This window comes from Plantactinospora endophytica, assembly GCF_016862915.1.
GTDB classification, from domain to species: domain Bacteria; phylum Actinomycetota; class Actinomycetes; order Mycobacteriales; family Micromonosporaceae; genus Plantactinospora; species Plantactinospora endophytica.
In genome coordinates this window covers 70,248-95,767 of the sequence record NZ_BONW01000042.1, presented here as the reverse complement: position 1 = coordinate 95,767, position 25,520 = coordinate 70,248, and the positions used below count along the sequence as shown (strand labels likewise).

21 protein-coding genes are annotated in these 25,520 nt (G+C 71.4%); 14 read left to right on the top strand and 7 right to left on the bottom strand.

The features are described 5' to 3' along the window. Positions 1 to 338: 338 nt before the first annotated feature. The 8 genes from Pen02_RS35370 to Pen02_RS35335 all read left to right on the top strand — a co-directional run bounded on the left by Pen02_RS35370 (position 339) and on the right by Pen02_RS35335 (position 8,006). Entirely contained in the window at positions 339 to 1,388 is a 1,050-nt protein-coding gene (locus Pen02_RS35370) for a sugar ABC transporter substrate-binding protein (RefSeq protein ID WP_239141820.1), read from the top strand. Further along, positions 1,388 to 2,920, top strand: coding sequence for a sugar ABC transporter ATP-binding protein (locus Pen02_RS35365; protein WP_203870543.1), 1,533 nt, complete (start codon positions 1,388 to 1,390; stop codon positions 2,918 to 2,920). Before Pen02_RS35370 ends, Pen02_RS35365 begins: the two co-directional genes overlap by 1 nt. Continuing rightward, entirely contained in the window at positions 2,917 to 3,945 is a 1,029-nt protein-coding gene (locus tag Pen02_RS35360; RefSeq protein ID WP_203870542.1) for an ABC transporter permease, read from the top strand. The genes Pen02_RS35365 and Pen02_RS35360 overlap by 4 nt, the downstream gene beginning before the upstream one ends. 98 nt (positions 3,946 to 4,043) lie before the next feature. Continuing rightward, positions 4,044 to 4,427, top strand: coding sequence for an L-rhamnose mutarotase (locus Pen02_RS35355; RefSeq protein WP_203870541.1), 384 nt, complete (start codon positions 4,044 to 4,046; stop codon positions 4,425 to 4,427). Continuing rightward, a complete protein-coding gene (locus Pen02_RS35350) occupies positions 4,424 to 5,434 on the top strand; it encodes an aldo/keto reductase (protein WP_203870540.1) in 1,011 nt (336 codons plus the stop codon). Before Pen02_RS35355 ends, Pen02_RS35350 begins: the two co-directional genes overlap by 4 nt. Next, positions 5,431 to 6,282, top strand: coding sequence for an amidohydrolase family protein (locus Pen02_RS35345; RefSeq protein ID WP_203870539.1), 852 nt, complete (start codon positions 5,431 to 5,433; stop codon positions 6,280 to 6,282). Before Pen02_RS35350 ends, Pen02_RS35345 begins: the two co-directional genes overlap by 4 nt. 47 nt (positions 6,283 to 6,329) lie before the next feature. Then, complete coding sequence (locus tag Pen02_RS35340) at positions 6,330 to 7,001, top strand: FadR/GntR family transcriptional regulator (protein ID WP_203870538.1); 672 nt, start codon at positions 6,330 to 6,332, stop codon at positions 6,999 to 7,001. A 210-nt stretch (positions 7,002 to 7,211) separates the two neighbouring features. Further along, entirely contained in the window at positions 7,212 to 8,006 is a 795-nt protein-coding gene (locus tag Pen02_RS35335; protein ID WP_203870537.1) for an AAC(3) family N-acetyltransferase, read from the top strand. Positions 8,007 to 8,072: 66 nt separating this feature from the next. Here the strand turns inward: Pen02_RS35335 and Pen02_RS35330 are convergent, their stop codons facing one another. Further along, entirely contained in the window at positions 8,073 to 8,840 is a 768-nt protein-coding gene (locus Pen02_RS35330) for an SDR family oxidoreductase (RefSeq protein ID WP_203870536.1), read from the bottom strand. A 428-nt stretch (positions 8,841 to 9,268) separates the two neighbouring features. Between Pen02_RS35330 and Pen02_RS35325 the strand changes: the two genes are divergently transcribed. Next, positions 9,269 to 9,817 carry a hypothetical protein gene (locus tag Pen02_RS35325; protein ID WP_203870535.1) on the top strand — a complete coding sequence of 183 codons (549 nt, stop codon included), beginning with the start codon at positions 9,269 to 9,271 and terminating at the stop codon, positions 9,815 to 9,817. A gap of 243 nt (positions 9,818 to 10,060) precedes the next feature. On the opposite strand, the gene Pen02_RS35315 is transcribed toward Pen02_RS35325, so the two are convergent. From Pen02_RS35315 to Pen02_RS35300, 4 genes are all read right to left on the bottom strand, one after another. Further along, positions 10,061 to 12,391: a M28 family peptidase gene (locus Pen02_RS35315; protein ID WP_203870534.1), complete on the bottom strand. Its 2,331-nt coding sequence runs from the start codon at positions 12,389 to 12,391 to the stop codon at positions 10,061 to 10,063. Positions 12,392 to 12,949: 558 nt separating this feature from the next. Next, complete coding sequence (locus Pen02_RS35310) at positions 12,950 to 13,570, bottom strand: hypothetical protein (protein ID WP_203870533.1); 621 nt, start codon at positions 13,568 to 13,570, stop codon at positions 12,950 to 12,952. A gap of 75 nt (positions 13,571 to 13,645) precedes the next feature. Next, complete coding sequence (locus Pen02_RS35305; RefSeq protein ID WP_203870532.1) at positions 13,646 to 14,209, bottom strand: hypothetical protein; 564 nt, start codon at positions 14,207 to 14,209, stop codon at positions 13,646 to 13,648. A 79-nt stretch (positions 14,210 to 14,288) separates the two neighbouring features. Next, positions 14,289 to 15,311, bottom strand: a complete 1,023-nt coding sequence (locus tag Pen02_RS35300; RefSeq protein ID WP_203870531.1) for a zinc-dependent alcohol dehydrogenase — start codon at positions 15,309 to 15,311, stop codon at positions 14,289 to 14,291. A gap of 101 nt (positions 15,312 to 15,412) precedes the next feature. On the opposite strand from Pen02_RS35300, the gene Pen02_RS35295 reads away from it, so the two are divergent. After that, positions 15,413 to 17,128, top strand: coding sequence for a dihydroxy-acid dehydratase (locus Pen02_RS35295; protein WP_203870530.1), 1,716 nt, complete (start codon positions 15,413 to 15,415; stop codon positions 17,126 to 17,128). 114 nt (positions 17,129 to 17,242) lie between these two features. On the opposite strand, the gene Pen02_RS35290 is transcribed toward Pen02_RS35295, so the two are convergent. Both Pen02_RS35290 and Pen02_RS35285 read right to left on the bottom strand, forming a co-directional pair. Beyond that, positions 17,243 to 18,205, bottom strand: a complete 963-nt coding sequence (locus Pen02_RS35290; RefSeq protein ID WP_203870529.1) for an NAD(P)H-dependent flavin oxidoreductase — start codon at positions 18,203 to 18,205, stop codon at positions 17,243 to 17,245. Positions 18,206 to 18,295: 90 nt separating this feature from the next. Next, the gene (locus Pen02_RS35285) at positions 18,296 to 19,330 is read right to left on the bottom strand and encodes a LacI family DNA-binding transcriptional regulator (RefSeq protein ID WP_239141818.1); all 1,035 of its coding nucleotides are present in this window, start codon (positions 19,328 to 19,330) and stop codon (positions 18,296 to 18,298) included. A 236-nt stretch (positions 19,331 to 19,566) separates the two neighbouring features. Between Pen02_RS35285 and Pen02_RS35280 the strand changes: the two genes are divergently transcribed. The 4 genes from Pen02_RS35280 (at position 19,567) to Pen02_RS35265 (ending at position 25,464) form a co-directional block, all read left to right on the top strand. Then, complete coding sequence (locus Pen02_RS35280; protein WP_203870528.1) at positions 19,567 to 20,844, top strand: ABC transporter substrate-binding protein; 1,278 nt, start codon at positions 19,567 to 19,569, stop codon at positions 20,842 to 20,844. 62 nt (positions 20,845 to 20,906) lie between these two features. Beyond that, positions 20,907 to 21,803 carry a carbohydrate ABC transporter permease gene (locus Pen02_RS35275; protein WP_203870527.1) on the top strand — a complete coding sequence of 299 codons (897 nt, stop codon included), beginning with the start codon at positions 20,907 to 20,909 and terminating at the stop codon, positions 21,801 to 21,803. Then, positions 21,800 to 22,732, top strand: a complete 933-nt coding sequence (locus Pen02_RS35270; RefSeq protein ID WP_239141816.1) for a carbohydrate ABC transporter permease — start codon at positions 21,800 to 21,802, stop codon at positions 22,730 to 22,732. The genes Pen02_RS35275 and Pen02_RS35270 overlap by 4 nt, the downstream gene beginning before the upstream one ends. Before the next feature lie 17 nt (positions 22,733 to 22,749). After that, the gene (locus Pen02_RS35265) at positions 22,750 to 25,464 is read left to right on the top strand and encodes a laminin G domain-containing protein (protein WP_203870526.1); all 2,715 of its coding nucleotides are present in this window, start codon (positions 22,750 to 22,752) and stop codon (positions 25,462 to 25,464) included. Positions 25,465 to 25,520: the final 56 nt, after the last annotated feature.

Below are 25,520 nucleotides of genomic sequence, written 5' to 3'. Positions count from 1 at the left end.
GAGCATCCCGCCCCCGCCGAGCCGAGGCCCGTTCCGGCGGGCGGAGCACCCCGTCCTGTCGAGCTGAGGGCGCGGCCCTCGGCCCTTCGATGTGGACCGGCGACCCCGGGCAGGGTCGCCGGTCCCGCGCTCCATGCTGCCCACCGATCGGTGTCCAGCCCGCCGTTGCACGGTCATCCGATGTAACGATTCCGCCTGCCCGGTAACGGACCGGGAGATTGCCGGTTCTGGGTCTTGCGGGGCCAGGGGCGGGCTGATAGACATCCGATGTATTACCCGCGTGTTTCCGATTGCCTCCAAGAATTACCCACCGTATCCGCACCGGATGGAGGACCACAGTGAGACGTACCGCCAAGTCCCTGGCGGGGATCGCGATGGCCGCGACGCTCGCCGTCGGCACGGTCGCCTGTGGCGACTCGTCGCCGTCGGAGACGGGCGCCGGGGCCGGGCAGAGCCCGCAGATCGGCATCGACCTGCCCCGCGCCGACTCCGACTTCTGGAACTCGTACGCCAAGTACGTCCCGCAGTACGCCAAGGAGTACGACATCAACCTGATGTCGCCGACCAACTCGCAGAACGACGTCGCCAAGCTGGTGGCGAACGTGCAGGCGATGGTGAGCCAGGGCGCCAAGGCGATCGTGATGGCGCCGCAGGACACCGGCGCGATCGCCAGCACCCTGACCACGCTGGAGTCGAAGAAGATCCCGGTGGTCTCCGTCGACACCCGCCCCGACAAGGGCAAGGTCTTCATGGTCGTCCGGGCCGACAACCGGGCGTACGGCCAGAAGGCCTGCGAGTTCCTCGGCGAGAAGCTCGGCGGCAAGGGCAAGGTGATCGAGTTCCAGGGCTCGCTCTCCTCGATCAACGGCCGGGACCGCTCCGAGGCGTTCGCCGAGTGCATGAAGACGAAGTTCCCCGGCATCACCATCTTCGAGGAGCCGACCGAGTGGGAGGGGCCGAAGGCCGCCGCCGCACTCCAGACCCGGCTCGCCCAGCACCCTGACATCAAGGGCATCTACATGCAGGCCGGCGGCGTCTTCCTGGCGCCGACGCTCCAGGTGTTGAAGGCCAAGAACCTGCTGGTGCCGCCGACCGACCCCAAGCACATCTTCATCGTCTCCAACGACGGCATCCCGCAGGAGTTCGAGGCGATCCGCAAGGGCGAGATCGACGCCACCGTCTCCCAGCCCGCCGACCTCTACGCGAAGTGGGCGCTCTACTACGCCAAGGCGGCGGCCGAGGGCAAGACCTTCCAGCCCGGCCCGACCGACCACAACAGCACCATCATCGACGTCGGAAACGGCCTCGAGGACCAGATCTCCGCACCACTGGTCACCAAGGAGAACGTCGACGATCCGGCGCTCTGGGGAAACCAGATCGGCAAGTGATGACCGGTCAGACGCAGACCGCAGGCACCGTGGCCGGGGCCGTCGCCCCGGCCGCGGAGGCCCGCGACATCTCGAAACGGTACGGCGCGACGGTCGCCCTGCACTCCGCCGGCATCACCATCGCCCGGGGCGAGACGCACGCCCTCGTCGGGCGCAACGGCGCCGGCAAGTCCACCCTGGTCTCGATCCTCACCGGGTTGCAGCGGCCGGACAGCGGCCACGTGCAGTTCGACGGAACGCCCGCGCCGGCCCTGGCCGACCGGGACGCCTGGCGGCAACGGGTCGCCTGCGTCTACCAGAAGTCGACGATCATCCCGACCCTGACGGTCGCGGAGAACCTCTTCCTCAACCGCCAGGCCGGTCGCGGGCTGATCGACTGGCGCGGCCTGCGGCGCCGCGCCGCCGACCTGCTCGACGGGTACGGCGTGGCCGTCGACCCGGCCGCGCTGGCCGGCAGCCTCACCGTGGAGCAGCGGCAGCTCGTCGAGATCGCCCGTGCGCTGTCGTTCGGCGCCACGTTCATCATCCTGGACGAGCCGACCGCACAGCTCGACGGTGCCGCGATCGAACGCCTCTTCGACCGGATGCGCGAGTTGCAGGCCGCCGGAGTGACCTTCCTGTTCATCTCGCACCACCTCCAGGAGGTGTACGAGGTCTGCCAGAACGTCACGGTGCTGCGCGACGCCCGGCACATCCTGACCCAGCCGGTCGACACGCTCTCCCGGGAGGCACTGGTCGCCGCGATGACCGGCGACGCGGGGGAGACCCTGGCCGGCGTCGACCGGCCGGCCGTACCGGACAGCGCCCCGGTGGTGCTCGACGTGGCCGGGCTCGGCCTGTCGGGCTTCTACGAGGACATCGACCTGAAGGTGCGGGCCGGTGAACTGGTCGGACTGATCGGCTCGGGCAGTAGCGGCAAGGTGGCGCTGGCCGAGACGATCGCCGGGCTGCGCCGCGCCGACACCGGTACGGTCAGCCTGGCCGGCAACACCCCGAAGCCGGGCAGCGTGCCCGCCGCGCTCGCCGCCGGTCTCGGCTACCTGCCGCAGGACCGGCACCGGGAAGGGCTGGTACCGCTGCTCTCGGTGGCGGAGAACGCCACCCTGCCGATCACCGACCGGCTCGGGCCGGCCGGAATCGTCGCACCGGCCCGGCAGCGTGCCGTGGCCCAGCGCATGATCGAGATGTACGACATCAAGACCGACGGTCCGCACCAGCCGGTCAACGGCCTCTCCGGCGGCAACGCCCAGAAGGTGGTACTCGCCCGCGCCCTGTCGAACGACCCGAAGGCGCTGGTGATGGTGAGCCCGACCGCCGGGGTGGACGTCCGCTCCAAGGACTCCCTGCTGCGCGCGGTCACCGAGGCCGCCGCCCGGGGCACCGGGGTGCTGATCGTCTCCGACGAGCTTGACGACCTGCGCTCGTGCGACCGGGTGCTGGTGATGTTCCACGGACGGGTGGTCCGGGAGGTCTCCCGGGGCTGGGCCGACGCCGAGCTGGTGACCGCAGTAGAAGGAGTGGAGGAGCCGTGACCGGCACCCAGACAATCGCCAAGCCGCCGGCCCCGGCGCCGGGCCGGCCCGGACTGGGCGGCCGGGTACCGCTGGCCAGGCTGCGGGACCTCGCCCTGGTCCCCGCGATCCTGCTGCTCGTCGTGGTGGGCGCGATCATCGACCCGGTGTTCCTGTCCGCCGCCAACATCACCAACGTGCTGCAACAGCAGACCGAACTGGCCCTGCTCGTACTCGCCGAGGCGATCATCCTGATCGCCGGCAAGTTCGACCTGTCGCTGGAGTCGACGATCGGGCTCGCCCCGGCGCTCGCCCTGGCCCTGGTCATCCCGGCCGCCAGCAACGGGCTCGGCACCGAGCTGCCGGCCGCCCTCGCCATCCCGATCTGCCTGCTCGCCGGCATGGCGATCGGGGCGTTCAACGGGCTGCTGATCCTGCGGTTCAAACTGTCGGCCTTCATCGTGACGCTGGGCATGCTGATCGTGCTGCGGGGCCTCCAGATCGGCATCACCGGCGGGCAGAACCTCTTCGACATCCCGCCGTCCGTGCTCTACCTCGGCAACGCCGTCTGGTTGGGCGTACCGGCGTCGATCTGGATCAGCGGGACGCTGTTCGTCGTCGGCATCGCCGCGCTCGGGTTCTTCCGGCACGGCCGGGCGGTCTACGCGATCGGCGGCAACACCGACGCGGCCCGGGCGGCGGGCATCCGTACCGACCGGGTGGTCTGGATCATCCTGATGGTCGGCGGGCTGCTCGCGGCACTGGCCGGACTGCTGATGACCGGCCGGCTCGGCTCGGTCGCGGCGGCACAGGGCGACGGCATGATCTTCACCGTCTTCGCCGCCGCGGTGATCGGCGGGATCAGCCTCGACGGCGGCAAGGGCACGCTCTTCGGCGCGCTCTGCGGCGTCGTCGTGCTCGGCCTGATCAACAACATCCTGACCCTCGCCGGGGTCTCCGCCCAGTGGATCCAGGCCATCTACGGCGCCATCATCCTGATCGCGCTGATCCTGGCCCGGCTCACCTCCGGCAAGGCGCAGGACTAGCTCCACCCGGCGGCTGCCGGCCCGGTCCCGTGGTCACGCCGACCCGCGGGACCGGGTCCCGGCCCGGCCGGACAGGCATTGGAAGGAGCTTCGCAGCGATGCAGCGGATCGCCCTGCACACCCGGCTCAAGCCGGGGCGGGAGCTTGACTACGACAGCGTCCACCAGGTCATCCCCGCCGAACTGGACAGCGCGCTGCGCGCCGCCGGGGTGCACAACTGGCGGATCTGGCGGGACGGGCAGGACCTCTTCCACCTCGTGGAGGTGGAGGACTACCAGCGGATGCGGCACGAGCTGCGCGACCATCCGGCGAACGTGCCCTGGCAGGCCCGGATGGCGGAGCTGCTGGAGGTCCGGGACGACTACTCCGGCAACGACTCGGGCCTGTCAATGGTCTGGGAGCTGCCGATCCGCGACGAGTCGCCGCCACGCGACGGGTCGCCAGCACGCGACTTGCCAGAACGCGACGAGGAGACGGCATGACGGGGAACAGGGTGGGGCACTCCAAGGTGGTCGTGAGCCCGCTGGGCCTCGGCTGCGCCCCGATCGGCAACCTCTACACGGCGGTCGGCGAGGCCGAGGCGCTCGCGACCGTGGCGGCGGCCTGGGAGTCCGGCATCCGCTACTTCGACACCGCCCCGCACTACGGGCTCGGCCTCTCCGAACGCCGGCTCGGCGACGCGCTGCGTACGCTGCCGCGCGAGGAATACACGGTGAGCAGCAAGGTCGGGCGGCTGCTCGTACCGGACCGGTCCGGGGCGGGTCGGCGGGACGACGAGGGCTTCGACGTACCGGCCGACCACCGGCGGCTCTGGGACTTCAGCGCGGACGGGGTACGGCGGTCGCTGGAGGCGAGCCTGGTCCGACTCGGGCTGGACCGGATCGACCTGGTACTCATCCACGACCCGGAGGACCACCAGGCGCAGGCGCTGGAGCAGGGCTATCCGGCCCTGCACGAGCTGCGGGCACAGGGTGTCGTCGGCGCGATCGGGGTCGGCTCGAAGCAGTGGCAGGTGCTGCACCGGTTCGTCGCCGAGACCGAGGTCGACGCGGTGATGGTGGCCGGCCGGTACACCCTGCTGGAGCAGCCGGCGCTGGACACCCTGCTGCCGGAGTGCGGGCGGCGCGGCGTCTCGGTGCTGAACGCGGGCGTCTTCAACAGCGGGCTGCTCGCCGTCGACCGGCCGCACGCCGGACTTCCGTACGACTACGCCGACGCCCCGGCCGAGATCCTGGACCGGGCCCGGGCGATCGCCACCGTCTGCGCCGAACACGGCACCACGCTGCCGGCGGCGGCGCTCGCCTTCGCCGGGGCGCACCCGACGGTCGCCTCGGTGGTGGTCGGCGCGCACAACCCCGAGCAGGTACGCCGGAACGCCGCACTGCACGCGGCCGGGGCGCCGCCCGGGGAGTTCTGGTCGGAGCTGGTCACCGTGGGACTGCTCCGCCCGGACGCGCCGGTACCCACCCACCCGGTCGGTACGCCGTGATCGTCGACGCGCACCACCACCTGTGGCGGATCGAGGACGGCTACGGGTGGCTGGACGCCCCCGAGCTGGCCCCGATCCGCCGCTCGTTCCAGCCCGGTGACCTGGTCGCCGAGCTGACCCTGGCCGGCATCGACCGGACGGTACTGGTCGAGGGCGGCCGGTGCGACACCGCCGAGGCGGAGATCCTGCTCGGCTACGCCGCCGACTGTCCGGCGATCGCCGGGGTGGTCGCCTGGGCCGACCCGGCCGATCCGGAACTGGCCGAGACGATCACCGGCTACCGTCGGCTCCCCGGTGGCGAGCTGCTGGTCGGGATCCGGCCGCAGGTGCAGGCCGAGACCGATCCGGGGTACCTGGACCGGCCGGAGGTGCGGCGCGGGCTGCGTACCATCGCGGAAGCCGGACTGGCCTTCGACGTGGTGTGCCGGGCGGACCAGTTGTCGGCGGTGGCCCGGGTCGCCCGCGAGGTGCCGGAGCTGCGATTCGTGCTGGACCACCTGGGCAAGCCGGCGATCCGGGACGGCGCCGCCGGTCTGGCCGCCTGGTCCGGCCCGGTCGCCGAACTGGCGGCGGCGCCGAACGTGACGGCAAAGCTGTCCGGGCTGGTCACCGAGGCGGACTGGGCGCGGTGGCTGCCGGCCGACCTGCGGCCGTTCGTGGCCGAGGCGGTCCGGCTGTTCGGGCCGGCGCGGCTGATGTTCGGCTCGGACTGGCCGGTCTGCCGGCTCGCCGCCGGCTACGGCGCGGTGCTGGCGGCGCTGATCGAGGTACTGCCGCCGCTGTCGACGGCCGAGCGGTCGGCGGTGTTCGGCGAAACGGCGGTGCGGACCTACCGGCTCGGCACCTGACCGGCGCCTAGTGTTCGCGGTACGGCGGAAGGACGTGGGAGGAACGCGTGGCGGTCACAGACGAGGCGATCGACAAAATCAAACAAATGATCGTCGCCGGTGAACTGCGCCCCGGTGACCGGCTGCCCCGGGAACCCGACCTGGCCGAGCGGCTCGGCCTGTCCCGCAACTCGCTGCGGGAAGCGGTCAAGGCGCTGTCGCTGATCCGGGTCCTCGACGTACGTCAGGGCGACGGCACGTACGTCACCAGCCTCGACCCGGCGCTGCTGCTGGACGCGCTGAGCTTCGTCGTCGACTTCCACCGCGACGACACCGTGCTGGAGTTCCTGGAGGTACGCCGGATCCTGGAACCGGCCGCGACGGCGCTGGCGGCGCAGCGGATGACCGAGCAACACCTGGAGAAGCTGCGGGCGGTGCTGGACGGGCTCGGGGACGATCCGACCATCGACGAGCTGGTCGCGAACGACCTGGAGTTCCACCGGCAGATCGCGGCCTGCGCCGGCAACAACGTGCTGACGTCGTTGCTGGACAGCCTCTCCGGGCCGACGACGAGGGCCCGGGTCTGGCGCGGGCTCACCCAGGAGGGCGCGGTCAGCAAGACCCGGGAGCAGCACGCGGCGATCCTGGACGCGGTCGCGTCGGGGCAGCCGGAACTGGCCAGGGCCTGGGCGACCGTGCACATCGCCGGGGTGGAGGAGTGGCTACGCCGGGTGCTGTAGCACGTCCATCCGTCCGGCCGGGTGTGACGGACGGCGGGCGCGCTCGTCGGGCTCTCTCGCAAGCCTGTTCCGGCCGTCCGTGGTCCGGGGTCCGTGGTCCGCGATTCGTGGTCCGTGGTTCGTCGTCCGTGGTCCGGGACCGGCGAGCCGTGGTCGGCGATCGGATCGGCCACGCGTCGATCGGGGGCATGGGAGTCGTAGGCTGCTCGGATGGACCAGTCGGTGCCGTACACCACCAGGTCGCTCGCGGCCGACCTGCGCACGCTGGGGGTCGGCACCGGCGATGTGCTGCTGGTGCACGCCTCCCAACGGAGCCTTGGATTCGTGGCCGGCGGCACCCAGTCGGTCGTGCAGTCGCTGGTGGACGTGTGCGGGGCGACCGGAACCGTGGTGGTGCCGACCCACACGCCCGACAACACCGACCCGGCCGGCTGGCGCCACCCGCCCGTACCCGAATCGTGGTGGCAGGTGATCCGCGACGAGACGCCGGGATTCGACCCGGCCCGCACACCGAGCCGCTGGATGGGGGTGATCGCCGAGGCGGTCCGGACCTGGCCCGGCGCGCTGCGCAGCACCCACCCGCAGGTCTCCTTCGCCGCCCTCGGCGCGCAGGCGTCGACGATCGTCGGCGACCACCGGCTGGACGACGCGCTGGGCGAGAAGTCCCCGCTCGGGGCGATCTACCGGCTCGACGGCAAGGTGCTGCTGTTGGGGTGCGGGCACGACTCCAACACCTCCCTGCACCTGGCCGAGTCGCGCCAGCCGTCCGCACCACGGGCCGTCACCGGTTCCTCGGTGCGGCAGCCCGACGGGACCGACCGGTGGACCAGCTGGGTCGACGTGGAACTCGACGAGAGCGACTTCGACCGACTCGGCGCCGCCTTCGAGGCCACCGGCACCACGAAGATCGGCCGGGTGGGCAACTCGACCGCACGGCTGATGTCCCAGCGCGAACTGGTCGACTTCGCGACCGCGTGGTTTGCCGACAACCGTCCCCGGGCTTGATGAACGCGGTGCTCGGCGTCGTCTTCGCGTCGAGAGATGCGCTCCCGGACGTCGTGAGGGGACGGGCTACAGCCGGGCGCCGCCGCTCGCGTCGATGACCTGGCCGGTGACCCAGCGAGAGTCGTCGGAGGCGAGGAAGGCCACCACGTCGGCGATGTCGGTGGGCTGACCGACCCGGCCGAACGCGGAGAACGACCCCCAGAAGGCGAGCTGTTGCGGGTTGTTCCGCAGCACGTGGGCGTTGCTGTCGACGTCGACGATGCCGGGTGCCACCGCGTTGACCGTGATCCCGCGTGCGCCGAGTTGCTTCGCCAGGGTGAAGCTGAGGGTGTCGAGGGCACCCTTGGTCACCGAGTAGGTAAGCGTCCCGGGTGCGGCGATGCGAGTGACGGCGGAGGAGATGTTGACGATCCGCCCGTTGTCCCGCAGCCGGCCCGTGGCCCGCTGGAGGATGAAGAACGGCGCCTTGACGTTCACAGCGAAGATCCTGTCGAACTCGGCCTCGTCGGTGCCGGTCAGGTTGCTGGAACTGGCGATGCCGGCGTTGTTGACCAGGATGTCGAGGCCCGGTTCGGCGCCGGTGTCGGCGAGTCCGGCGTCGAAGGCGGTCCACAGCGTCTCCGCGTCGCCGGGTACGCCCAGCTCGGCGCCGACCGCGAACGCGTGGCCACCGGCCTCGGTGATGGCGCTGACGGTCTCCTTCGCGGCTGTCTCGTTGCTGCCGTAGTGGACGGCGACGAGCGCGCCGTCCGCCGCGAGTCGGGTGGCGATCGCCCGGCCGATGCCTCGGCTGCCGCCGGTTACCAGGGCGGTCTTACCGCTCAAGCGCGCCATGATCCGCACTACCTCCCCCGTAGTGATACCTGTGTATGCACAGGTCGCCCCAGGCTAGTGAGCGGCACGGAATGCGTCAACGACCGGTGGCCGCCCCCATCGACCCTGGGCCGCCCCGGGCCTCGACGACGACCAAGCCGCAAGGTCCGCTCGGCGGCTGAACGGGCCGCTCGACGGTTGGCTGGACGTGGTCCTTGCCGCACTGGAGCAGGCCCGGAGACAGGGTGCCGACCGAACCCGGTGAGAGACCGAGGTTGGTGGAAGTGTGGTCCGACGGGGCAGTACCGCACCCGGTGCTGCGACGGCCCTGTTGGCCGGATCCGCGACCTGGCGGATGGTGCTGACCGTGTTGGTGGGGCTGGCCGTGCTCAGGCCGCCGGAGTCCGCCGGGCAGTCGAGTGCACCGGGGCCGGTGCGAGGATGACCCCGTGGAAATCGGGTTCGATGTCGGCGGCGAGTCTGGTCGGGTACTGGTCGAGGTGGTGGCGAACACCGATCCGGTGGTCGTCGGCAAGGACGAGCGTGATCTGGGGATGCCGGTCTGCGCTGCGGCCGTGGAGTTCAGCGCCCACGGATACCGGTCCCTGTTGGGCTGGGTGCAGTTGGTCCAGGAGCCTGGTGCGACGGATCCGTTCACCATCGACCCGTTCGACCTCTTCGCCGACTCCACCGCACCGTTCGCCTGGTACGGGTTCCGGCCGACGCTGTTCGACGCTCCGTCACGACGACATGTCGGCGCCGTGCGGTGGCAGGCGCACAGCTTCCTGACGGTCGGCCCCTGGGACGTCGACCCCCGGCTTGTTGTCCCGCTGGTCGGCTTCGCGTGGGGCTATCAGCAGGACCTCGACGACGGGCTTCACCTGTCGCCGGTACGCCGGCTCGGGCCGGCCGACTGGGACGGCCACCGTCCCTACCTGGCGGACCGCTACCCGACCTGGCGATTCGACGAAGGCGGCCCGCTCGCCCGACAGCGATGACGTCGTCGGTCCCGGACACGTCGCGCCCCCAGACCGCATCTCATTTGGGGTTGCTGCTGGTCGGCAGGTTGAGCCGGTCGGCTCGCCGGTAGCGGATCGGAGCGCGGGCCAGGCGCGGGAATCCGGTGAGATGAGAAGCTTTGCGTTCGTAGCGGTGGGCCAGCCGCCGGAACCTGGTGACCCACTCCAGGCAGCGTTCGACGACGTAGCGGTGCCGGCCGAGGCGAGCCGAGCGATCGCCGCCTACGGCGCGGCCGGGACGGGGAACGTGGTCGCGACCGCCACGATGTCGCCGTCCTCACGGGTCCCGGCAACCAGGTTTGCCGGCCGGTGAACGAACCCGGGCGCGTCCTCGAGGCCGTGCGTCTCGTCGATCGCCGTAAGCCGGAACGCGTCCGGGGTGCCGATCCGGACCGTGATCTCGACGCCCTCCGCCGGCAGGCCACGGAAGCGGATCTCACCCGGCCAGGTGTTGGCTCGGGTGCCCTCGACCACGGCACTCACCGGGGCCTCGCCCGGCATCGTCGCTGTGGCGCCGACGATCGGTACCTCGGTCCGCAGCGTTACCGAAGGGGCGCCGCGCGGGGACGCCACGTGCACGGTCACGGAGTCGATGGTCCGCGACCGTAGCGTGACCTGCGGCCCTGGCGCGTCGATAGTCGAGGCGGCGCCGGTCCACAGTGTTCCGCGCTGGTATCCGGGAGGCAGCCCGGAGGTGTCGGTGCCGGACACGTGTCGTCGGGTCCAGTCGGTCGGTTCGGTCTCCGCGCTGACCCAGAACGCCTGGCCGGTGCCGCTGTCGAGGATGTAGGCCAGGTGGGTGCGACCCGGTTGGTCGGTGTCGGGTGTGTTCAACCAGAGTCCGGCCAGCACCAGCAGCAGCGTCATGGCCGCAGCGGCGATCGTCGTGCGCCGGCCGGGTCGGCGCGCCTTGTCCTCCTTGGCCCACCGGCCCACCCAGACGAGATCGACCACCTGCGTAAGGGTGAGTCCGAGTAGGACGACGAGGAGCGAGCCGGCGCCACCGAACACGAGCCCGACACCGTTGAAGACGTTACGGATAACGGCTGGGAGCAGCACGGCCGAGATCGCCGCCGCCGTCCCGATTGTCGCGACGTTCAACCAGAGGCGGTCGACACCGACGGCGACGATACCGGCGAGCGCGCAGACCAGGGCGGGAATCGTGAAAAGGTAGGCGGCGCCCGGGGCGTACGCCGCGCACACCACGCCGAGAAGGCCGACCCAGAACGCGCCGGCCACCGCGATGGCTGCGCCACCCACCCGATGCCGCATCAGCAGAAGCCAGCCGAGTACTGCCAGGATGCCGAGGCCCGCCATCGCGGCCTGGAACGGCAAAGGCTGGTGCAGCAGGCCGCCCATCGCATCGTACTGCGGCTGCAGCCACGCCAGAAGCGACCAGAGCGCCTGACCGAGCACAGCCGCCACGAGGAGAGGCAACAGCGCCGAGCCGGTCGCGGCGAGCAGGCCGCCCACGGTGGCGTGCCGTCGGCGGTGGGCCAGGACCGCGAATGCCATAACGGCCAGGATCGACAGTACGGCCAGCGGCCACACGGCCCCGTCGGAATAACCGACCATGACGCCGAGGACCCGGAAGTAGGTGCGGTCGTGTTTCGCGGCGAGTGAGCGAAGGTCGCTCTCACCGAGTGCCCGCGCCACGGCGAGCATGTTCTCGCCGTGGTGCTGGAGGCTACCCCGATCGAGGTTGGCCAGTGAGTCGCCGGCGGTGTGATAGAACGCGGCACCTTCGAAATAGGCGAAGTTCAGGCCGGAAAAGCCCGCGCCGGACAGTGCGGTGAAGTCGCTGTTGTTGGGAAGCAGCCGATAGATCTCCACCATGGACGAATCGCCGCGCGGGTGTGGCGCCGCGTCCGCGAAGAGACTGACCAGTCCGGCGTTGTCGCGCGAGGTCTCGAACATGACCGACGGCCCGGTGACTCCGCGCGCCTCGAAGTTGAGGGCGATCCCGCCCTGGCTGCCCAACGGATGCTCGCGGACGAACGCCTCGGCGCCGAGCAGACCATCCTCCTCGCCGTCGGTGACCAGCACCACGAGGTCGTTGCGGAGTGCCGGCCCGGCCCGCAAGGCCCGGACGGTCTCCAGGATCGCGGCCACGGCGGCGCCGTCGTCCGAGGCGCCGGGGCTGACCGCAGCCGAGTCGTAGTGCGCGGCCAGGAGGAGCGTGCCCGTCGAATCGGTGCCCGGCAGCACCGCCACGACGTTCTGGACCCGACCGAAGGTGGCGAGCCCTGCCGCGTCCCGTACTCCGACAGCGGACGGGATCTCGACGGTCAGCCCGGCCGCGCGCAGTTCCTCGGCGACGTAGTTCCGGGCGCGTTCGCTGGCGGGGCTGCCCAACGGACGCGGCTCGGTGGCGAAACGCTCCAGATGGGTGACGGCCCGGCCGGCACTGAACACGCCGGTCGCACCGTCGATCGGGACCGCCCGCTGCACGCTGGCCTCGCCCATGACGGTGATTCCCACGACCGCCGCGACGGCCAGCCACACCGCCCATCCGCCGAGACGTGAGCGCCAGGTGTTAGTCGATTGATTCACGTTTGCCGACGGTATTGACAGTGGATCTCCGCGACGATGGTGAGCGCCGCACAGTCACACTGCGGACTTCCCCACCTGTGAGATGGTGGAAAGGTCCCACGATCCCCGGAACCGACACGACGTAGCCGTACTGCCCGGGAACGTTGACCGAGATTGTGTGACGACACGACGTGGACAGCCTGTCCGGGAAGCGTCCTCCAACGCTTCCCACCCCGACCCACCTACACAGCCCCTGACCGACGACTGCGACCACCGCAGATCGACGCAGCCTGCGCAACCCCTCGCCCAGCGCGGGATAAGGGCCCGGATCGCGCGCAGGGGCGTCGAGTCATCGACACGCCTCGGCCGGCATCGCTACGTCATCGAACGCTGCCTGGAGTGGGTCACCAGGTTCCGGCGGCTGGCCCACCGCTACGAACGCAAAGCTTCTCATCTCACCGGATTCCCGCGCCTGGCCTGCGCTCTGATCCGCTACCGGCGAGCCGACCGGCTCAACCTGCCGACCAGCAACGACCCCAAATGAGATGCGGTCTCAGCGGGATCTTCTGCGGCGAGACGTCACGAGCAGCCGCAGTCGGCGTCCTGGTCGACCGGGGGTGTGCTTCTCTGCCGGTGTTTCATGACCGGCAACGGCAGTCCGAGCGCCCTGGCGAGCTGTGGGTCGGCCTGCCAGATCGCGTTCTGGCCGAAGAGTGCCACCGCGACTGCGGCGCCGTGCGGCCCGTAGACGGGCCAGGCCGGGTTCGACTGTGGCCCGAGGTGTCGGTGCGCGTTCCGCAGCCGGCCGAGCAGTCGCCTGGTCGCGGACCGGTTACCGAGCCAGCCATCGGCCACGAGCTGCTGGCGGAGCCGGTCGACGGCGGCGGCCACCTCGGGTTCGGCCGCAAGCCGGCCGTGCCGACTGACCCGTGCGGCGCCGCCGGGTGCCCTCGCGAGCACCGCCGGCCGGGCCGGGCCGTCGCGCAGTGCGGTGAACACGGCGAAGGGTACGGTGTCCGGCTCCGGCGTCGGCCCGGGAAAGGTCAGTTGGCCGTCCGCCCCGACAACCACCGCACCCATGCTGCCCAACGACGCGATGGATGCCCAGACGGCGGTCCGTCTGCCGCCGACGAGGAAGGCGACTGCCACCCCGTCCGGCTCGCCACGCGGCACGACGCGACGTACGAACCATGCGGCCACGGCGCAAGCGTAACGATGCCGCGATCGGGCCGACCAGGTCCGCCGCCGATGACGTGAGCATCGGTGACGAGCGCTTTATCGGACCGGGTCGGTCGCACCAGGATCAGCCGCAGGAGCGGGGGACCGCCTACGGCCTCGTCGCAGCAGCCTGGCCAGGATCACGGGCAACAGGTGCAGTACGGCGACGAGCACGATCGTCAGCGAGGCGATCTGGCCGGTGGAGAGCCCCTGCGCCGCCAGCACCAACGCCGCGCATGTGCCGGTGACCAGCACGTGGATCGCGATACGCAGCGGAGCCGGTCGGCCCGGCGTCTCCGCGCCGGCTGCGTCGGGCTCGGCGTTACGCCGCCACGTGCTGACCACCGCCGTGATCGCGATCAGGACGGCGAGCTGGAGTGCCCAGAAGGCGGTCGTCCCGACGCCTGCCTCGTCGGTCGCCGACGGCACCGCGAGGGTCGTGATCGCCAACGCGAGGAAGGCCGGTACCCAGGTGAAGACGAAGGCGGTCGTCGCCGCCAGCGCAATTTTCCTCGACAGACTGACCTGCGGCTGGACCTGCTCACCGATCCGGGCGAGCACCTCGTTGGAGGCCCACACCAGCTTCCGGGGAGGTGGCGGGTCGGGTGTCGGGCGTGACATGCGGGTCAGCCTAATGTGGTCGGTCGCGGGTGGCGAAAACGGAAACATCCCGACCCCGTCCGGCTGACTGTCGGACCGGTCAGCGTTGCGGATCGACGTGGATTTTCGGGGCGGCGCCCCAGTCGGGATCGCGCTCGCCACGCAGCACCGCCGCGACGTCGTCCAGCCCCACCGTCGCCGCCACCAGCGGGCGCGGATCGACGGCTCCCGACGCGTAGAGTTCGACGGTGCCGGCGAGCCCGCCGGAGGCGCTGAGTACCCCGACCGCCGTCACGTCCTTCAGCACCAACCGACGGGTGTCGAGCAGGCTCGGCCGCTCGGCGAGACCGAGGTAGACGACCCGGCCGCCGGGCTCGACCCGGTCCACCGCCAGCGCCGGCAGCCGTTCGTCGTTGGCGGCGTCGGCCACCGCGTCGAAGGCGAGCGCGTCCGGGCCGGGCAGCGTCCGCGCGGTCCAGGCGTACCCGAAGCCGAGTCGGCGGGCGAAGTCGAGCGAGTCTTCGTCCCGGCCGAGCAGGTGCACCTCGGCACCCCGGGCCGCCGCGATCTGCGCCACCAGCAGGCCGATCGTGCCGGGACCGAGCACGAGCAGTCGCCGCCCGGGGCCGACCTGTGCCGCCTCGACCACCCGTAGCGCGTTGCCGCCCGGCTCTACCAGTGCGCCGAGCGTCGCGTCGACCTGGTCGGGAAGCGGGTGCAGGGCCCGGACCGGGACCGGCAGCCGCTCGGCGAGCGCGCCTGGCCAGCCACCCCGGATGCCGATCTCGTACCGGTCCGCGCAGAGGTGCTGCCGTCCGCCGACGCACCGGGCGCACCGGCCGCAGCCGAGCATGGTGTCGCCGGTGACCCGTCGGCCCAGCCAACCCTCGTCCACGTCGGCGCCGACCGACGACACCAGCCCGCACCACTCGTGCCCGATCCGGAGCGGATAGCGGGCGTCGCCGCTGTGCAGGTACGCCATGTGTCCGGAGAAGAACTCCGCGTCGGTGCCACAGACCCCGGCCCGCAGTACGTCGACGACGACCTCGCCGGGGCCGGCGACCGGTGGCGGGACCTCACACACCTCGGCGGTACCCGGACCGGTCACCACGAACGCACGCACGGTCAGCTCACCGCACCGTACGCGTCGACGCGGTGCGGCGGACGGGTGATCCGCCGAAGACGGCGGGAGCCGTACCCGAAGATGTTCTTGATAATGGGAGTATGCCTGCACTCCGGAGTGATCAGTGGTACGCCGGTTCGGACCGCAACGCCTACCTGCACCGGGCGTGGATGCGGCGCGGCGTGCCGGACTCGGCTTTCGAGGGTCGTCCGCAGATCGCGATCGCCAACACCGCCTCCGACCTCACCCCGTGCAACCGGCACCTGGACGAGGTCGCGGCGAGCGTGGCGAACGGGATCTGGGAGGCCGGCGGGGTGCCGCTCAACCTGCCGGTCGTCTCGCTGGGGGAGACGCAGGTCCGGCCGACCGCGATGCTGTGGCGGAACATGGCCGCGATGGCGATCGAGGAGATGATCCGGGCCAACCCGGTCGACGGGGTGGTGCTGCTCGGCGGCTGTGACAAGACGATTCCGGCGCTGCTGATGGGTGCCGCCTCGGTCGACCTGCCGGCGGTGGTGGTGCCGGGCGGCCCGATGCTGACCGGCACGTTCCGGGGCGTGCCGCTCGGCTGCGGCACCGACGTGTGGCGGCTCTCCGAGGAGGTACGCGCCGGCACGCTCTCCCCGGAGGGCTTCCTCGCCTCCGAGTCGTCGATGATCCGCAGCCGGGGACACTGCAACACCATGGGTACGGCCTCCACCATGGGGCTGCTCGCCGAGGTGCTCGGGATGACCCTGCCGGGTACGGCCGGTCTGCCGGCGCCCGACAGCCGGCTGCTGGCCCGCTCGCACGGCACCGGGAAGCTGATCGTGGAGATGGTCGCGGAGCAGCGCCGGCCGAGCCAGGTGTTGACCGAGGCGTCGTTCCGGAACGCGATCGTCGCGTTGGCCGCGCTGGGCGGCTCCACGAACGCGGTGGTGCACCTGTTGGCGATCGCCGGCCGGGTCGGCGTGCCGATCACCCTGGACGACGTCGACCGGCTCGGCAGCGGCGTACCGCTGCTGGTGGACCTGCAACCGGCCGGGCGCTTCCTGATGGAGGACTTCCACCGGGCCGGTGGCCTGCCGGCGGTGTTGAACCAGGTTGCCGACCTGCTCGATCCGGCCGCGCCGACGGTGACCGGCCGACCGATCGGCGACTACCTCGCCGGGCACGAGATCAGTGATCCGGAGGTGATCCGGTCCCGTGAGGCGCCGCTGATGCCGGAGGCGGGGATCGCGGTGCTGCGCGGCAGTCTGGCGCCGGCCGGTGCCATCATCAAGCCCGCCGCCGCCTCCCCGCACCTGCTGCGGCACCGGGGTCGGGCGGTCGTCTTCGACTCGGTCGAGGACCTGCACGCCCGACTCGACGACCCGGATCTCGACGTCGACGCCGACTCGGTACTGGTACTGCGCGGCTGTGGACCGAAGGGCTATCCGGGGATGCCGGAGGTGGCCAACCTGCCGCTGCCGGAGAAGCTGCTCCGCCAGGGCGTACGCGACATGGTGCGGATCTGCGACGGCCGGATGAGCGGCACCGCGTACGGGACGGTGGTGCTGCACGTCGCGCCGGAGGCCGCCGCCGGTGGGCCGCTCGGTCGGGTACGCACCGGTGACCCGATCGTGCTGGACGTCGAGGCGCGTCGGCTGGACGTCGACATTCCGGCCGACGAGCTGGCGGCCCGGCCGCTCGCCGAGGCGATGGCGACGGCGTTCGCCCGGCCGGCCCGGGGCTGGGAACGGCTCTACGTCGACACCGTGCTCGGCGCCGACACCGGTGCCGACCTGGGGTTCCTGGTGGGCGGCAGCGGAGACCGGGTGGCCCGCGAGTCGCACTGACGTCTGGCGAGGAACCGGGCCGACGAGGTGTCGACCCGCTGACGCAGACCGGTTCGCCCGCTCCGGTGCTCGGCAACCGGGGAGACTCGCCGGCCGGTCCGGTCCGGCCGCCGGTCAGCTCCTTCCCGCTCTTGCCAGGGCCTCCTCGGCCTGGTGAGCCAGGGTGCCGACCAGTCCGGCGGCGGACGGCAGGTCGGTGATGAGGTCGATGGCCTCGCCGGCCCAGACCGGTAGCGGAGGGATCACGCCCAGGGCCACGTCGTCCTGGTAGTCCTGTCCGGCCCGGGGGTCGCCGACGAGTTCGGCCTCACGGCCGCGCCACCGGTCGAGGTGGGGGTGGCCGAGAGTGCGGGCCGGGTACCTGGACGGCCAGCGGGAGCCGCGCAGGATGTCGAGCACGCTGCTGCGCTCGGTGTCCTCGCCCCGTCCTTCGACGATCGCCCTGGTGATCTCGGGGCTCACCAGCGCCTCGGCGGTGGCCTGGAAGCGAGTGCCGATCAGGGCACCGGCGGCGCCCAGGGCCAGGGCTGCGGCGAGGCCCCGGCCGTCGGCGATCCCGCCGGCCGCCAGCACCGGCACCGGCGCCGCGAGGTCCACCACGACGGGTACGAACGGCAGCGTGGACCGTCCCCGCCGAGCCCCGTGACCACCGGCTTCGGTGCCCTGCGCCACCAGCAGATCGGCACCCAGGTCCAGGGCCTGCCTGGCCTCTTCCAGATCTGTGACCTGGATGATCAGGATTGCTCCCGCCCGACGGACACGTTCCACGAACGGGCTCGGGTCGCCGAAGGAGAACATGACCGCCCGGGGTCCGTACGCCAACGCACGTTCCACCGCGCCGACGTCGATCGCCCAGGTCAGGAAGCCGACACCCCACGGTTGATCCGTGCCGGAGGCGACCATCCTCGCCTCACGGTCCAGCCACTGCCGATCGCCGTGGGCCGCGCCGAGCATTCCGAGGCCACCGTCCTGCGAGACGGCGGCCGCCAACGCGCCACCGGCCGAACCGCCCATCGGTGCCAGTGCGATCGGATGCCGTACCCCGAACAGTCGCGTGAACTCCGTCGACAAGGCCATCGTGGCATCATCGCCTGCCGCCCCGTCGGACAGGCGGCAGGATAACGTTATCTGCCGTTCATAACCCGACTGTGGTGGCCGTCACACGGCTCAGTCCGGCGGGGGCAGCTCGCCGGAGCCGCGCGGGATCAGCTCGACCGGGACCGTCACCGTCTGGACCGGCCGGGCCGGGTCGGCCGACCGAGCCACCAGCAGGTCGATGGCGGTACGCCCGATCACCGCGCTGTTCTGCGCCACCACGGTCAGCCCCGGCCGCAGGATGTCGGCGAGCGGGAAGTCGTCGAAGCCGACCAGGGCCACCCGGCCGGCGTCGGCGCCGAGGTGCCGCAGTACCTCGATGGTGGTCTCCACGTTGCCGGTGATCAGCGCGGTGGCCGGGGCCGGCCCGGTCAGCACCGCAGTCAGTGCGGCGGAGATCCGGGCCGGGGAGAAGACCCCGGGATGGGTCATCCCGTCCAGCGGTCCACCACTGGCCGCGACGCAGGCCCGGAACGCCGCCGCCCGTTCGCGGCCGGTGAAGATCCGTTCGTCGTCGCCGATGTAGCCGATCCGGCGGTGGCCGTGCAGGGCGAGCTGCCGGTACGCCATGCCGATCCCGGCGGCGTTGTCGGAGAGTACGGCGTCGGCCTCGACTCCGCCGGTCGGCCGGTCGACGGCGACCAGGGGCAGCCCGGCGGCCAGTTCGCCGGACAGGTAGTCGTGACTCGTCCCGATCGGCTCGATGACGATGCCGTCCACCCGACGCCGGCACATCGACATCACCGCCTCGCGCTCGCGGTGTTCGTCGTCCTCGGTCGACATGGCGAGCACGGCCAGCCCGGCCTCCCGGGCCGCGTGGTCGACGGCGCTCAGCACCGGGTGCGCGTCGGCCAGGTTGCGTACGGCGGCACCGACCGTGCCGCTGGTGCCCCGGCGCAACTGCTGGGCCCGCTCGTCGGGGGCGTAGCCGAGGGCGGTGATCGCCGCCTGCACCCGGCTGGCCAGGTGCGCGCCGACGGTCGGGTCCTCGTTGACCACTCTGGACACGGTGCGGAGCGCGACGCCGGCCTCCCGGGCCACGTCGAGCATGGTCGGCCGCTTCCGCCGTCCACTCCGGCCGGACGAGGCAGCCACCCGCTCGGTCATCGCCCGATCCTCCCCTCTGGGCGCCACTTCCGGGCAGCGCTCCGGCAACACTCTTGACACTCTGTCGAAACTTCCCTAGCTTGCGGGATAACGTTATCTCACGCTGATCTTCCTGCCTAGTGCGAGCCGCGCCACCCCCGCCGCCGCCCGAGGCCCGAGGCCAGCGCCGCACCACGCGTCACCCCAGCGTCATCCCACCCGTACTCCCTGGAAAAGCCCGTCCGTAGGAGGACCCCTTGATACGGAAGCCGCTCCTCGCGGCGTGCGCCGCCGGTCTCCTCGCCCTCACCGCAGCCTGCTCCGGCGGCGGGGGCGCAGGGGGCGAAGGCGACGAAACCGCCCTGACCTACCTTGTCTTCGAGACCCCGAGCCTCACCGCGAAGTTCTGGGACGACTCGATCGCGGCGGCCCAGGCCGAGGTACCCGGAGCGAAGATCAACAAGATCGTCGCGCCGAGCACCGACCGGGACGCGTACGCCAAGCAGCTCCAGCAGTCCGGCCAGTTCCCGGACCTGCTCCAGTCGATCACGCCGTCCAACTTCGTCGGCGCCGGCCTGCTCAAGCCGTACGACAAGACCTGGATCGACGCCAACTTCCTGCTGCCCTCGGCGAACACCCTCAAGGGCGAGGTCTACATCCCGCCGACCAACTCGCAGATCGTGCCGCAGGTCTACTACAACAAGGAACTCTTCACCAAGGCCGGCATCACCGCCGCGCCGAAGAACTGGGCCGAGTTCCTGGACGCCTGCGCCAAACTCAAGGCGTCCGGCGTCACCCCGATCGAACTCGGCGGCGCCGACCCGTTCGCCGCCAGCATGCCGCTGGTCGGCATCGTCAGCGCCGACATCCTCGGCAAGAACAAGAACTGGCTCCAGGACCGCTACGCCGACAAGGTGAAGTTCGCCGACGCGAACGTGGTCACGGCGGTGCAGAAGTACCGCACGCTGGTCGGGAACGGGTACTTCGACAAGGGCGCGCTGGGCGTCAAGTACGCCGACTCGATCACCCGGTTCACCGGCGGCAAGTCCGCGATGTACCCGATGGGAAGCTGGTTCCTCGGCTCGGTACCCAAGGAGAACGCCGACAACTTCGGCTCGTTCCCGTGGCCGACCGACGACGGCTCGGTGGTGGTGCCGTTCGTCGGTGGCGGCTCGATGGCGATCAGCGCCAAGGCCGAGGACAGCGCGATGGCGGAGAACTTCGGCCGGGCCTGGTCGCTGAACCCGGCCAACCTCAAGGCGCTGATCGAGACCGACGGCGCGTTCCCGATGATCAAGGGCAAGACCCTCGACGACTACGGGGTCACCGTCAGCCAGGTCTTCAAGGACTCGTACGCCTACGTCGGCCAGGACAACAACAAGGTCAACGCGATCGGCTGGGCGACCAACGACGACGCGCTGCCGCCCGGCCTCAACGACGCCTTCTACGCGTCCGCGCAGGCCCTCTTCTCCGGTGACGACGTCGCCGGGGAGATGAAGAAGCTCGACGAGGCGTGGAAGACCGCCACGCAGTAGGAACCGGCAGTGGCCGGGGGCGACCAGCGCCCCCGGCCACCCCGCTGCAAGGAGAAGACCAGATGCCCGGCACCCGCCGACGCCGAAGAGAAACGCCCGACCGCGGCCTCGCCCTGCTCGCCGCCCTGGCCCTCGGCCTCTACCTCGTGTTCCTGGTGCTGCCGCTGCTGCTCAGCCTGCGCAGCAGCTTCACCAACGAGAACCCGCTCCGCGCCACCAACGACTTCGTCGGGCTGCGCAACTACACCGAGATGGTCGGCGACGAGCAGCTCCGGGCCAGCCTCAAGGTCACCCTGCTGCTCGCGTTCGGGGTGACGATCGCGGCCAACGCCATCGGCGTCGGGTTCGCCATCCTGCTCAACCGGACCAACCTGAGCTACCGGGTGATGCGTACCGTCGCCTTCCTGCCGCAGGTGCTCTCCGGGGTGATCGTCGGATTCGTCTGGCAGACCATCCTGACCCAGAACGGCGTACTCAACACCGCGCTGCTGAAGATCGGCGTCCTCGACGAGCCCTATCCCTGGCTGGGCAGCCCGAACGCCGCACTCTTCTCCATCGGGGTCGTCGTCGCCTGGGTGCTCAGCGGGTTCACCACGGTCGTCTACCTGGCCGCGTTGCAGAGCATTCCGCTGGAACTGCACGACATGGCCTCGCTCGACGGGGTACGCGGTACGCAGCGGTTCCGGATGGTGACCTGGCCGATGATCGCTCCCGGTACCACCATCAGCGTCACCATCTCGCTGATCACCGTGCTCAAGCTCTACGACATCATCGCCGTACTCACCGCCGGTGGGCCGGCCAACTCGACCCAGTCGACCGCGCTCTACATCGTCAAGCTCGCGTTCACCAGTGACCGGGTCGGATACGCCAGCGCCGTCGCGATGCTGCTGCTCGCGCTCTCCGCACTGGTCGCGCTGACGGTCACCGGAGCGCTGCGCCGCCGGGAGGTGAGCCTGTGACCACCGTCGCCCCGTCCGGAGGTACCCGGGAACGGACCAGCCTCGCCGCCGGGATCGGTGCGGTTCCGCCGGAGCGGGCCGGCGCCCGGCCGACCGGCCGGCCCCGCCGGTTCGGTGGCCGGTTCCGGATCCTGGTCGCCGCCGCCGTCACGCTGGTCTTCGTCGCGCCGATCTACCTGATGCTGGTCAACGCGTTCAAGTCCCAGGACGACATCCTGGCCAACCCGATCACCCCGCCGTGGCCGCCGACCCTGGAGAACGTCACCCAGGCGTTGACCCGGCCGGACAACCTGATCCCGCTCGGGCTGCGCAACTCGCTGATCGTCGCGGTCGTCTCGGTGGCCCTGCTGGTGCCGCTCGGCTCGGCGTTCAGCTTCTACATCTCCCGCAGGCGGGGCCGCACCAAGGCGGCGATCCTGGTCGCCTTCGCCGCCGGCCTGATGATCCCGCCGCAGGTGACCCTGCTGCCGACCATCAAGATCCTCACCTGGATCGGGCTCGACCACACCTATCCCGGGCTGATCCTGTCCAACCTCGGCGGCGGCTACCTCTCGTTCGCGGTCTTCGTCTACGTCGGCTTCATGCGCTCCGTCCCCGACGAGATCATCCAGGCCGCCCGACTCGACGGCGCCAGCGGGCTGCGGGTCTGGTGGCAGATCGTGATGCCACTGGTCCGGCCGGCCACCGCCACCGTGGTGATCTTCCTGACGCTGTGGATCTGGAACGACTTTCTCAACCCGCTCTTCATCCTCGGCCCGCTCCAGGGCCAGACCATCACCACCGGCCTCTACCTCACGATCGGACAGTACTCAGTGGACTACGGCCAGCTCTTCGGCATCATGTTCCTCGCCGGCATCCTGCCGGTCCTCGGCTACCTCACGGTGCAGAAGCAGTTCGTGGCCGGTCTGACCTCGGGCGCCAGCAAGTGACCGGGATCGCCGGGGGCGTGCCGGGAGTTCCCGAGCTGGACGACGTGGCCGGGGAGGAGGTACCGGCCGAGGAGCTGCACCACCTGCCGTCGCTGCGCAACCAACGCGGGCAGGCGCACGTCAACCACGACCTCAGCTCGGTCTCCTGGCTGGCCGCGCCGCCCTTCTCCGGCGGCTACCACACCGGCGTGCTCCGGGTCGACGGCGCGGCGCTGGGGGCGCAGCGGTACCGCTGGAAGCCGTGGGGGACCCGGCGGGAACACCGCTCGGCGCAGGTCACGGTGGTCACCGACACCAGCTTGGCGTACGACGCCGACGAGCTGCTCTGGCGGATCGAGGTCACCAACGAGCGGGCCGAGCCGGCCACCGTCGAGGTGACCCAGGAGCTGTTCGCACCGATCGGACACTCCGAGACCGGCTGGGGCTGGCTGCACACCGTCCCGTGGAACGCCGAGGACCAGTACGACTACCACGCGCTGGAACGGATCCGGGAGACCACCCGGGCGGGTGCGGAGCGGACGCCGTACCTGCTCGGCTCGGGGCCCCGGCGGCTGCGGCTGGGCCGGCCCCGGCCGCCCGGCATCCAGCGCGACGAGGAGACCGCGCCGATGCTGCTCGAATTCGAGCTGCCCCGACACGTCAGCGCCGACACCGTCTACCCGCACACCTCGGCGGTCCGTGGCGCCGTCCGCGACCTGCGCTGCACCGGGCCGGACAGCCGCTCCGGCGCCGCCGACAGCCTGCTGCTGGACCACCCCGGACCGGTCGTACTCACCGACGACGTCGAGTTGACCCTGGAGGCGTTTCCGCTCGCCCCGGGGCTTGAGTTCGGGCTGGAGTTCCGGGCCGACGATCCCGGGCATGACGGGGTACTGCTGACCCACGGCAACCATCCGGACTCGCTCCAGCTCGGGCTGGCCGACGGTCGGCTCTGGCTCGGCATCTGCGGTGAACGGGAACTCGCCGACCAGCCGGTGGCGGCCGGCCGCTGGCACCGGCTGCGGGTGCGGCTCGACGCCGACCACGCCAGCCTGCACCTCGACGGCCGGGAGGTGGCCCGGACCGGCCACTGGACCCGGGCGGCCCGCTGGCGGTCCAGCGTCGAGGACGGCGTGCTGGCGATCGTCGACAGCCGGTCACCGGCCCGGGCCGGGTACGCGTTCGGCGTACCCCCGGACGAGCTGGTGGCGGACGGGGCCGGCGGCCGGGCGACGTGGCGGCGGGAACTCGGGCCCGGCGAATCGATCGTGCTCGGCGTCGCCTGCGGCTACGGCACCGACGCCGAGCAGGTGGCGGTGGCCGCGCGGCGGGCGGCCGGGGCGATCGAGCCCGCCCTGGCCGCCACCGCCGACGCCTGGCGGCAGCTCTGGCGCAGCGCCTTCACCCCGGACAACGCTGAGTTCAGTGGGCACCTGCCGACCCTGCACAGCCCGGATCCGGAGCTGGCCCGCGCCTACTACATGGGTGCGCTGCTGGTGCTCTATATGCGCAACATCCGGGTCGGCCGGAGCGGTCGGCCGGTCTTTCTGACCGGCGGGCCGAGGCTCGGCGCCACCACCACCTACTTCTGGGACCACACCGAGTGGAGCCGGATGTACGCCATGCTGGAGCCCGCCGGGCTGCGGGAGTGGCTGCTCCGGGCACTCTCCGGCCACTACGACGCGTCGTTCGGGTTCGACGTGTGGGGCGGCGGGTCGCTCGGCAACTACTACGTCTCCAACGACTACTCGCTGTTTCGGCTGGTCGAGCACTACGTCGGGGTCACCGGGGACGTGGCGTTCCTGGCCGAGCCGGCCGGCGACCGGTCGGTGCTCGAACACGTCGAACGGCTGGCGTACGGCTTCGCCGGTCGACGTACCGCCGCCACCGGAGGAGTGCTCGCCGACTACGGGCCGGACGCCTGGGGTGTGCTGGAGTGCGTACCCAACTACGTGCACGCGATGGCCTCGTTCAACGCCGCGTACGTGCACATGCTCCGCTCGTACGCCGGACTGCTCCGGTTCCTCGGCCGGGACGACGAGGCGGACCGGGCCGACACCGAGGCGGGCGAGCTGGCGGGTGCCGTACTCGGTCTCTGTGCCGGCGGCGGCCGGTGGCACATCGCGCGCCCCGGCGGGCGCGACACCATCGGACACGTCCTCGATTTCGGGCTGGTCGCCGCGTCCCTGCACGACGACCTGCCACAAGACCGCCGCGACGAGATGGTCGCGTTCGTGGTCGACTCGCTGCTCGCCGGCCCGTGGATGCGGGCCCTGGCGGCCGACGACCCGATCGCGCCGTTCTCCGACCGGCCGGACCACGGGGCAGGCGGCGCGTTCGGCGCCTGGCCCGGCGTCACCGCGTACGGGCTGGCCAAACTCGGCCGGCCCGACCTCGCGGTCGGCGTGCTACGCAGGACCCCACGGGCCGCCTCCGGCGCCCTGTGGGGACAGGCGATGGAGATCGTTCCCGGCGGTGTCCCGTCGGGCGACGGCGTTTCGGCGGACGCCGATCCGGTGGTACGCGTCGCGGGTCGCGGCGTCGCCAACCGGGACTCCATCGCCGGGGCCGCCACCACCGAGGCGGTCATCGCGGGCCTCTTCGGCGTGGAGCCCGGCTACACCTCGCTCAGTTCCTCCGTCCCCCGTCCCGCCACGGTCACCGCCCCCGATCCGGGAATCGGGGTGCTGGCCAACCTGAACCTCCGGCCGGCCCCCGAACCGCTGCCCGCCCCGGCAGGAGCCGCCCGCTGAGGCGTGGGCGCCGCCTGCCGGACGCAGCTCCGCGCTGCCGAGGCAGGCGGCGCCCG

Bases quoted from the DNA above. Each gene is read 5' to 3' on its own strand.
- Pen02_RS35365 (WP_203870543.1), top strand. From the start codon at position 1,388: ATGACCGGTCAGACGCAGACCGCAGGCACCGTGGCCGGGGCCGTCGCC.
- Pen02_RS35355 (WP_203870541.1), top strand. From the start codon at position 4,044: ATGCAGCGGATCGCCCTGCACACCCGGCTCAAGCCGGGGCGGGAGCTT.
- Pen02_RS35350 (WP_203870540.1), top strand. From the start codon at position 4,424: ATGACGGGGAACAGGGTGGGGCACTCCAAGGTGGTCGTGAGCCCGCTG.
- Pen02_RS35335 (WP_203870537.1), top strand. From the start codon at position 7,212: ATGGACCAGTCGGTGCCGTACACCACCAGGTCGCTCGCGGCCGACCTG.
- Pen02_RS35330 (WP_203870536.1), bottom strand. From the start codon at position 8,840: ATGGCGCGCTTGAGCGGTAAGACCGCCCTGGTAACCGGCGGCAGCCGA.
- Pen02_RS35305 (WP_203870532.1), bottom strand. From the start codon at position 14,209: ATGTCACGCCCGACACCCGACCCGCCACCTCCCCGGAAGCTGGTGTGG.
- Pen02_RS35295 (WP_203870530.1), top strand. From the start codon at position 15,413: ATGCCTGCACTCCGGAGTGATCAGTGGTACGCCGGTTCGGACCGCAAC.
- Pen02_RS35290 (WP_203870529.1), bottom strand. From the start codon at position 18,205: ATGGCCTTGTCGACGGAGTTCACGCGACTGTTCGGGGTACGGCATCCG.
- Pen02_RS35285 (WP_239141818.1), bottom strand. From the start codon at position 19,330: ATGACCGAGCGGGTGGCTGCCTCGTCCGGCCGGAGTGGACGGCGGAAG.
- Pen02_RS35275 (WP_203870527.1), top strand. From the start codon at position 20,907: ATGCCCGGCACCCGCCGACGCCGAAGAGAAACGCCCGACCGCGGCCTC.